Below are 7,194 nucleotides of genomic sequence, written 5' to 3' on the forward strand. Positions count from 1 at the left end.
GTAGCGCCCTAGGCAGCGCCGTGCGCGGCGTCATACGGGGCAGGGGTGCCGCCCGCCTCGCCGCGGTGGCCGCGGCGTCCGGGTTCGTCGCCACGGGTGCGCTGGTCACCGCCGGACCGGCCGCCGCCGTCGTGGAGACGCCGCAGCACCGGGGCGGCGCGACCGCCACGCTGGGCGGACTCCAGACCTACGACCAGGCCGTCGTCCGCGAGAACGGCAGCTCCCAGCAGGTGCCCGCGGGCCTCTTCGAGATGTCCGTGGAGAACGGCGGCACCTTGCAGACCTACTGCGTGGACATCCACAACCCCACCCGCAAGGACGCCGAGTACCAGGAGACCCCGTGGAGCGGCACCTCGCTGCACGGCAACCGTGACGCGGGCAGGATCCGCTGGATCCTGGAGCACTCCTACCCCCAGGTGAACGACCTGGCGGCGCTCGCCGAGAAGGCCGGCGCGAAGTCCCTCACCGAGCGGACGGCGGCGGCGGGCACCCAGGTGGCGATCTGGCGCTACTCGGACAAGGCCGAGGTCGAAGCCGTCGACCCGCAGGCCGAGAAGCTCGCCGACTACCTGGAGCGGAGCGCGCGCACCAGCGCCGAGCCGAAGGCCTCGCTGACCCTCGAACCGCCCGCCGTGTCCGGACACCCGGGAGAGCGGCTCGGCCCCGTCACCGTGCGGACCGACGCGGACGCGGTGAGCGTGACGCCGCCCGCGGACTCCGCGGCGAGCGGGGTGAAGGTCGTCGGCAGGGACGGCAAGCCCGTGAAGTCCGCGGGCGACGGCACGCGGCTCTACTTCGAGGTGCCGAAGGACGCCCCGGACGGCACGGCCGCGCTCGCCGTGCAGGCGTCGACCACCGTGCCGGTCGGCCGGGCGTTCACCTCCGAGACCAGCAGCCAGACGCAGATCCTGGCGGGCTCCAGCGAGTCCACCGTGTCGGCCGCGGCGACGGCCGACTGGGCCACCGAGGGCGCGATACCCGCGCTGTCGGCGGAGAAGAACTGCGCAAAGAGCGGCGTCGACATTACCGCGAGCAACAAGGGGGACGAGCCCTTCACCTTCCGCCTCATGGGCTTCAGGCACACGATCGAGGCGGGCACCTCGCAGACGGTGACGATCCCGTTGCAGGAGGACCAGGCCTATGACTTCGCGATCCAGGGGGCGGGTGGCTTCGAGAAGCGGTTCAAGGGAGTGCTCGACTGCCGGATCGAGGGCGCCGCGATCGACAGCAGGGCCCAGCCGGCCAACGAGCCGAGCCCCGCGTCGGCGGGCGGCATCGCGGGCGGCGGCGACCTGGCCGAGACCGGCAGCTCCGGCAACACGCCGCTGATCGCCGGTGTCGCGGTGGCCTTCGTCGTCCTGGGCGGCGTGACGGTCTTCCTCCTCCGCAGGAAGAAGGACCCGACGGCGGCGACCCCCACGGAGGAGTAGACGCACGGTAGCCCCTCGGGTACCGACCGCCAGCGACTTCCTCGGCCGGAGAACCAGCCGGTTCCTCCGGGGGCGTACGGCAGAGGGCCGCTGGGCCGCACGCTTCGAAAGCACTGTGGCGGTCGGCGCCACGGCTTCAGGCAGCCAGTCAAGGGTCTCTTGATGACTCGCCCCGAAGCAGCTCCCGCCCGAAGCCGCTACGCCGACCTTGCGTCGTCCGGTGACACGCCGGCGGAATTCCCGGTACGTCGGGTGATGGCGCGTCCGGTTTCATCGCGGTGGCGCTTGATCGAGTCGTCGACCGCCCCGAAGAAGGAGATCGCGAACAACAGGCCACCCGCAATCGTCAGGATGTGCCACCAGCCGCCCCCTTGGCTGAAGCCCATCCAGATGAACAGCGCGGAGATCGCCATGAGGGAGACGCCGATGCGAACGCCGGACATGTTCCGTGTGCGCTGATCTTCGTCCTTGATCAGAGACTTGAACGAGTCCGAGACGTGCTGCTTGTATTCACGCCGGATCGGAAGGTCGTCCGGCATGGAATTCAGCAGCTCCAGATCCTTCATCAACCGGTCCCGGGTTTCGTACCTCGGGCGTCGTCCCTGCCACATGGCGCCGGCCAGGGCCAGCAACCCCAGAAGAATGGGACTTAGTTCTGACCACTTCATGACGGAAGAGTAGGGACCAGGCCACGCGTGGGAGGCGACTTCCAGGGAGTCCGACTCCCTGGGCCGTCCCTGGGCCGTGCGAGGTGACTCAAGGGCTCCCTTCGGCGACAGGCGGTGACAGATCAACTACGGAAGTCACCCACGAACGCCCAGGTCACGGCCCCCCGGGCCATACTGGTTTCCTCCGGGGGGTGGCCGTCAGGCAAGATGGGGTGTATCTGCCCACTCACTGATTGCCGGACGGTTTCTCTTGGCTGAGTACATCTACACCATGCGCAAGACGCGCAAGGCGCACGGCGACAAGGTGATCCTCGATGACGTCACCTTGAGCTTCCTTCCTGGCGCGAAGATCGGTGTCGTGGGCCCCAACGGCGCCGGTAAGTCCACCGTGCTGAAGATCATGGCCGGTCTTGAGCAGCCGTCGAACGGTGACGCGTTCCTCTCGCCCGGGTACAGCGTCGGCATCCTCATGCAGGAGCCGCAGCTCGACGAGTCGAAGACGGTCCTGGAGAACGTGCAGGACGGCGCCGCCGAGATCATGGGCAAGCTGAAGCGGTTCAACGAGGTCGCCGAGCTCATGGCGACCGACTACTCGGACGCGCTCATGGAGGAGATGGGCAAGCTCCAGGAGGACCTGGACCACGCCAACGCGTGGGACCTGGACGCCCAGCTCGAGCAGGCCATGGACGCGCTCGGCTGCCCGCCCGGCGACTGGCCCGTCACCACCCTCTCCGGTGGTGAGAAGCGCCGCGTCGCGCTCTGCAAGCTCCTCATCGAGGCGCCCGACCTGCTGCTCCTCGACGAGCCCACCAACCACCTCGACGCCGAGTCGGTGAACTGGCTGGAGCAGCACCTCTCGCAGTACTCCGGCGCCGTCGTGGCGGTCACCCACGACCGGTACTTCCTGGACAACGTCGCCCAGTGGATCCTGGAGCTCGACCGCGGTCGCGCCCACCCCTACGAGGGCAACTACTCCACGTACCTGGAGAAGAAGGCCCAGCGCCTCAAGGTCGAGGGCCAGAAGGACGCCAAGCGCGCCAAGCGGCTCAAGGAAGAGCTGGAGTGGGTGCGGTCCAACGCCAAGGGGCGGCAGGCCAAGTCCAAGGCGCGTCTGGCGCGTTACGAGGAGATGGCCGCCGAGGCGGACAAGATGCGGAAGCTGGACTTCGAGGAGATCCAGATCCCGCCGGGCCCGCGTCTGGGCTCCATCGTCGTCGAGGTCGAGCACCTCTCGAAGGCCTTCGGCGACAAGGTCCTCGTCGACGACCTCAGCTTCTCGCTGCCGCGCAACGGCATCGTCGGCATCATCGGCCCGAACGGCGCGGGCAAGACCACGCTGTTCAAGATGATCCAGGGCCTGGAGCAGCCGGACTCCGGCAGCATCAAGATCGGTGACACGGTCAAGGTCTCCTACGTGGACCAGGGCCGCGCCAACATCGACCCGAAGAAGACGCTGTGGGCCGTCGTCAGCGACGAGCTGGACTACATCAACGTCGGACAGGTCGAGATGCCCTCCAGGGCGTATGTCTCGGCCTTCGGCTTCAAGGGCCCGGACCAGCAGAAGCCGGCCGGGGTGCTCTCCGGTGGTGAGCGCAACCGCCTCAACCTGGCGCTGACCCTCAAGGAGGGCGGCAACCTGCTCCTCCTCGACGAGCCGACGAACGACCTGGACGTCGAGACCCTGTCCTCCCTGGAGAACGCGCTCCTGGAGTTTCCGGGCGCCGCTGTCGTGATCTCCCACGACCGCTGGTTCCTGGACCGGGTCGCCACGCACATCCTGGCGTACGAGGGCGACTCCAAGTGGTACTGGTTCGAGGGCAACTTCGAGTCCTACGAGAAGAACAAGATCCAGCGCCTCGGCCCGGACGCGGCCCGTCCGCACCGCGCCACCTACAAGAAGCTCACGCGAGGCTGAGGCGGCTGTGGCTCGACACATATACCAGTGCCCGCTGCGCTGGTCGGACATGGACGCCTTCGGGCACGTCAACAACGTGGTCTTCCTGCGCTATCTGGAAGAGGCGCGGATCGACTTCATGTTCCGGCTGGCGCCCGGTGACGGCTCGCCGTCGTTCTCCGGCGGGTCCGTCGTCGCCCGGCACGAGATCGACTATGTACGACCGCTGGTGCACCGCCATGAGCCGGTCACCATCGAGTCGTGGGTGACGAAGATGGGTGCGGCCTCGCTGACCATCGCGTACGAGATCAAGGACGCGGATCAGGTGTATGTGCGGGCCTCGACCGTGGTCGTGCCCTTCGACCTGGAGGCGCAGCGGCCCCGGCGGATCACCGCCGAGGAGAAGGCCTTCCTCCAGCGCTATGTCGACGACGGCGCCGACAGCGGCTCGGGGGCGCTCGCCGCATGACCGGGCGGCTGCACTTCGCCGAGGCGGGGGAGGCGGCGGACCTCGCCGCCTTCCTGGCCCGGCTGATCCACTACGACAAGGCGGCGGCCGTGCGGCTCCAGGCCGCCGGGGACACGCTCGCCGTGTTCGGAAGGCCGCCGTCGTTCGAGGTGCTGGCCATCCGTACGGCACGGCTGGCCAAGCCGTACGAGCACGGGCTCGACACCACGCTGGACGTCACCGTCTCGGCGGGGGAGTTCCTCGAATCCGTGGGCGAGGCGGCCCAGTCCGTCCGCGCGGCCGGCGAGGTCGCCGTGCCGGAGGCCGTCACCGGGCCGCCCTGGGCGGGCCTCCTGCCGCCCCGCGGCGGCTGGCGGCGGGAGCCCGGCCTTCCGGCCCCCGAGGCGGTGCGTGATCTGGTGCGGGTCGCCGTCAGCGAATTCCGTTCCCGCGTCGAGGAGTTGCCCGCCGAGCGGCGGGTGCGCGCCGAGCTCGACCGGGTCGGCCGGGAGATCTGGTCGCGGACCATCGGCAGCACGGGCCTGCCGGTGCGGGCCGCGCACGCCGCGCAGTCGCTCGGCTTCCTGCGGGGCGACACGCTGACCCTGCTGTCGTCGGGGCCGTGGCTCCGGCTGCGTACGGCCTACGGCTCCGTCGCCGTACGCCGGGCGGGTGCCACGGGGCTCTCCGTCACACCCGCCTAGGCCTAGGGCCGCCTAGGTCCTGTCGGCAAGGGCTCTCAGCCCTCGGAGTTGACCATGGACGCCGCCGCGTACGTCAGGTAGTTCCACAGCGTGCGCTCGTGTTCCTCGGAGAGGCCGAGCTGGTCGACGGCCGTGCGCATGTGCTTCAGCCACGCGTCGTGCGCCGCCCGGTCGACGGTGAACGGCGCGTGCCGCATGCGCAGGCGCGGGTGGCCGCGGTTGTCGCTGTAGGTGCGCGGGCCGCCCCAGTACTGCATCAGGAAGAGCGCGAGGCGCTCCTCGGCCGGCCCCAGGTCCTCCTCGGGGTACATCGGCCGCAGCAGCGGGTCCTCCGCGACCCCCTGGTAGAAGAGGTGCACCAGGCGCCGGAAGGTCTCCTCGCCGCCGACCTGCTCGTAGTAGGTCTGCTCCTGAACCGTGCCGCGTGGGATCTCTTTCACGCTGTCCATGGTCTCAGACGGCGCGGCCGAGTACGGAAGGCCTAGGACCTTTCCGGCGACCGGTCGGCGGTCGGCGCCCGTCCCGGTGGTCGACCGATGGGCGGTGGTTCCGGATTGTCGTCGTCCGGCCGCTCGCGTCGGGGGCCGACGAGCAGCAGAGTGGACTCATGGAACCCGATCCCGTACGTGTCGCCGAGGCCAGGGCCGCCCTTGTGCGCGAGATCGCGGCGAGCGGGGCCTGGGCCGAGGACACCGGCTGGCGGTCGGCGTTCGAGGCGGTGCCGCGGCACCTGTTCGTGCCGTACTACTACCTCGGGGTGCCCGGCGGCTACGAACGGCTGTGGTGCGAGGACCCCGACGCCGGGCGCCGCGCCCGCTGGCTGCGCGGGGTCTACACCGACGCCCCGCTCGCCACCCGCGTGCGCGACGGGCAGCTCCTCTCCTCCAGCAGCCAGCCGTCCCTGATGGCGAAGATGCTCGAATGGCTGGAGGTGCCCGACGAGGGGACCTGCGACGTCCTGGAGATCGGCGCGGGCACCGGCTACAACGCGGCGCTGCTCGCCCACCGGCTCGGCGACGGCCACGTCACCAGCGTCGACCTCGACCCGGAGATCACCGAGTCCGCGCGCGGACATCTGGCGGCCGCCGGGTTCCGCCCGGCCGTACTGACCGGCGACGGGGCCGCGGGCTGCGCGGGGCGCGCGCCGTACGACCGGATCATCGCCACCTGCACCCTCAGCTCGGTGCCCAGGCCCTGGCTGGTCCAGTGCCGCCCCGGCGCCCGCATCCTGACCCCCCTGGCCACCGGCCTGATCGCGCTGACCGTGCGGGACGCGGAGCACGCCGAGGGGCGCTTCCTGCACACGCCCGCCTACTTCGTGCCGCTGCGCGGCGGCGAGGTGCGCGGCTCCCGCGAGCAGCACATCGGCGGACTGCCGCGGGCGGCGCTCCAGAACGAACGCTTCCGGTTCCTTCTCGAACTCACCGCGGGCAGCCTCGACCCGCACGAGGCCCTCGCGCTCTGGGAGCGCGAGGAGCGGCCGGTGCGCGAGCGCTACGGGGTGACCGTGCGCGGGCCGTACCAGTGGGCCTGGCTCGACGATCCCGAAGGACCGTACGTCTGGCCCCTGTGACGGCCCGCGACGGGTGCGGCCGAAAGGGCTAGTCCCTGCGGACCGTGATGGTCGTCCAGGCGCCCACGTGCACGCGGTCGCCGTCCTGGAGCGGGACGGGGACGAAGGGCTGGATGGGCTCCTCGCCGTTGTTGACCGTGGTGCCGTTGGTGGAGTTCTGGTCGACGACCGCCCAGCTCCCGTCCGGCTGCTGGACCAGGACCGCGTGCTGGTGCGAGACGCCCGGGTCCTCCGGGGGCACCGACAGGTCGATGTCCGGGGTGTCGCCCGTGGAGTGGCGGCGGCGGCCGATGGTGAGCTGGTTGCCGGACAGCGGGCGCTGCTGCTCGGGCGAGTACGCGGGCAGGTTGAGCCCCGAGGCCTCGGGGCCGCTGCGCTGCATCATCGCCATGAAGTACTCGCGGTCGGGACCGATCGTCGCCGTCCACGTGCCGGGGCCCTGCTGCGGGGGCTGAGGCTGCGGGGCCTGCTGCTGCG

8 protein-coding genes are annotated in these 7,194 nt (G+C 70.5%); 5 read left to right on the forward strand and 3 right to left on the reverse strand.

What is annotated here, in order from left to right:
• Positions 1–20 precede the first annotated feature (20 nt).
• Complete coding sequence (locus AB8Z36_RS03535; RefSeq protein WP_369211687.1) at positions 21–1,430, forward strand: Cys-Gln thioester bond-forming surface protein; 1,410 nt, start codon at positions 21–23, stop codon at positions 1,428–1,430.
• A gap of 197 nt (positions 1,431–1,627) precedes the next feature.
• On the opposite strand, the gene AB8Z36_RS03540 is transcribed toward AB8Z36_RS03535, so the two are convergent.
• Positions 1,628–2,098 carry a hypothetical protein gene (locus AB8Z36_RS03540; protein ID WP_369211688.1) on the reverse strand — a complete coding sequence of 157 codons (471 nt, stop codon included), beginning with the start codon at positions 2,096–2,098 and terminating at the stop codon, positions 1,628–1,630.
• A gap of 250 nt (positions 2,099–2,348) precedes the next feature.
• Between AB8Z36_RS03540 and ettA the strand changes: the two genes are divergently transcribed.
• The 3 genes from ettA to AB8Z36_RS03555 are packed head-to-tail and all read left to right on the forward strand — an operon-like array spanning position 2,349 to position 5,144.
• A complete protein-coding gene (gene ettA, locus AB8Z36_RS03545; protein ID WP_369211689.1) occupies positions 2,349–4,013 on the forward strand; it encodes an energy-dependent translational throttle protein EttA in 1,665 nt (554 codons plus the stop codon).
• A 7-nt stretch (positions 4,014–4,020) separates the two neighbouring features.
• Positions 4,021–4,461 carry an acyl-CoA thioesterase gene (locus AB8Z36_RS03550; RefSeq protein ID WP_369211690.1) on the forward strand — a complete coding sequence of 147 codons (441 nt, stop codon included), beginning with the start codon at positions 4,021–4,023 and terminating at the stop codon, positions 4,459–4,461.
• Complete coding sequence (locus AB8Z36_RS03555) at positions 4,458–5,144, forward strand: hypothetical protein (RefSeq protein ID WP_369211691.1); 687 nt, start codon at positions 4,458–4,460, stop codon at positions 5,142–5,144. Before AB8Z36_RS03550 ends, AB8Z36_RS03555 begins: the two co-directional genes overlap by 4 nt.
• A gap of 35 nt (positions 5,145–5,179) precedes the next feature.
• Here the strand turns inward: AB8Z36_RS03555 and AB8Z36_RS03560 are convergent, their stop codons facing one another.
• The gene (locus AB8Z36_RS03560) at positions 5,180–5,593 is read right to left on the reverse strand and encodes a globin (protein WP_369211692.1); all 414 of its coding nucleotides are present in this window, start codon (positions 5,591–5,593) and stop codon (positions 5,180–5,182) included.
• 158 nt (positions 5,594–5,751) lie between these two features.
• On the opposite strand from AB8Z36_RS03560, the gene AB8Z36_RS03565 reads away from it, so the two are divergent.
• On the forward strand, positions 5,752–6,717 hold the full coding sequence (locus AB8Z36_RS03565) for a methyltransferase domain-containing protein (RefSeq protein ID WP_369211693.1): 966 nt from the start codon (positions 5,752–5,754) through the stop codon (positions 6,715–6,717).
• A 28-nt stretch (positions 6,718–6,745) separates the two neighbouring features.
• Here the strand turns inward: AB8Z36_RS03565 and AB8Z36_RS03570 are convergent.
• The coding region (locus tag AB8Z36_RS03570; protein ID WP_369211694.1) for an FHA domain-containing protein at positions 6,746–7,194 on the reverse strand (449 nt) is incomplete at its 5' end.

The organism is Streptomyces flavofungini (genome assembly GCF_041028215.1).
Taxonomy (GTDB): Bacteria; Actinomycetota; Actinomycetes; order Streptomycetales; family Streptomycetaceae; genus Streptomyces; species Streptomyces flavofungini_B.

What these genes read in the sequence shown, in the direction of transcription:
- AB8Z36_RS03540 (WP_369211688.1), bottom strand. Translation starts at nt 2,098, where the DNA reads ATGAAGTGGTCAGAACTAAGTCCCATTCTTCTGGGGTTGCTGGCCCTG.
- AB8Z36_RS03560 (WP_369211692.1), bottom strand. Translation starts at nt 5,593, where the DNA reads ATGGACAGCGTGAAAGAGATCCCACGCGGCACGGTTCAGGAGCAGACC.
- AB8Z36_RS03565 (WP_369211693.1), top strand. Translation starts at nt 5,752, where the DNA reads ATGGAACCCGATCCCGTACGTGTCGCCGAGGCCAGGGCCGCCCTTGTG.
- AB8Z36_RS03555 (WP_369211691.1), top strand. Translation starts at nt 4,458, where the DNA reads ATGACCGGGCGGCTGCACTTCGCCGAGGCGGGGGAGGCGGCGGACCTC.